Source organism: Vibrio sp. S12_S33 (assembly GCF_963889785.1).
Lineage (GTDB): Bacteria > Pseudomonadota > Gammaproteobacteria > Enterobacterales > Vibrionaceae > Vibrio > Vibrio aestuarianus.
Genome location: NZ_CAWPQZ010000186.1, coordinates 1 through 866, shown reverse-complemented (window position 1 = coordinate 866; position 866 = coordinate 1). Strand labels below are relative to the sequence as shown.

Annotated in this window: 1 protein-coding gene; it reads right to left on the bottom strand. The window is 43.8% G+C overall.

From position 1 onward, the window contains the following. Positions 1-866: ISAs1 family transposase (locus AACW06_RS19775; protein ID WP_192076362.1), on the bottom strand; the 866-nt coding region annotated here is incomplete at both ends.

The following is an 866-nucleotide window of genomic DNA, read 5'->3' as shown; positions in this document are numbered from 1 at the left end:
CAGTGTTGGCGAATATAATGGCCAAGCAATTTGTGATTCGGCGACATGGAGCTTATGTAGTAAGACGTATCTACAGTACCTTTACCGTTTATCACTCGGTGGCGTTCCACTGCTATGATGCTTCTTACCGTTGGCCATTTTTTTGTTAGTTCTTCGGGTAACTTGGCCTTAAGTTGAAACACGTATCGTTCTTCGCTACGACCATGATGTTTCTCTCTGATTTCAGTGACTATTCTCTCTTTCTTGGCATCGAAGACAGTCTGAAACTGTTCAACAACAGCCGCTCTTAGTTTCGGTTGGTTGTTCTTCACTTGAACGACAACATGCGCTTTCTTTTCTTTTATCTTCTCTAGGGTTTCGCGCTGGCAATGCAGGGCATCAACCGTGACCACACTGCCTTTTACATTAATAACATCAAGCATTTGTCGCACAACGCTGATCTCGCCATTCTTGTTTTCAGTCGACTTTTGGCTCAGAACGAGGCCACGCTCAGTGTCGTATGCCGTGACCAACTGTAGTGCGGTTTTCCTATCATTTCGATAAGAACCACGCAGAACCTTTCCATCAAATGCAATGACGGGCCTACTTTTATTGGTTCTTTGTTCGTTTATCCATAAGGCTAACGCTTCAAGCAATGACTCCGCAACAACGGAACGCAATATACGAGCAATCGTGTGTCGTCGAGGAATGCCATGTTCGAATGGTCTGTATTTTCTTAACCACGTTAGCTTTTCTTCACCATAAAATTCAATGTCTTGCCAGCCTTCGCACCCAGATGCGATAGCGCTAATAACAAGGAACATAACGTCAATAAGGTCATGTTTTTGATTAATGTCAGAACGGGTATCTTCAACGACTGACAAATG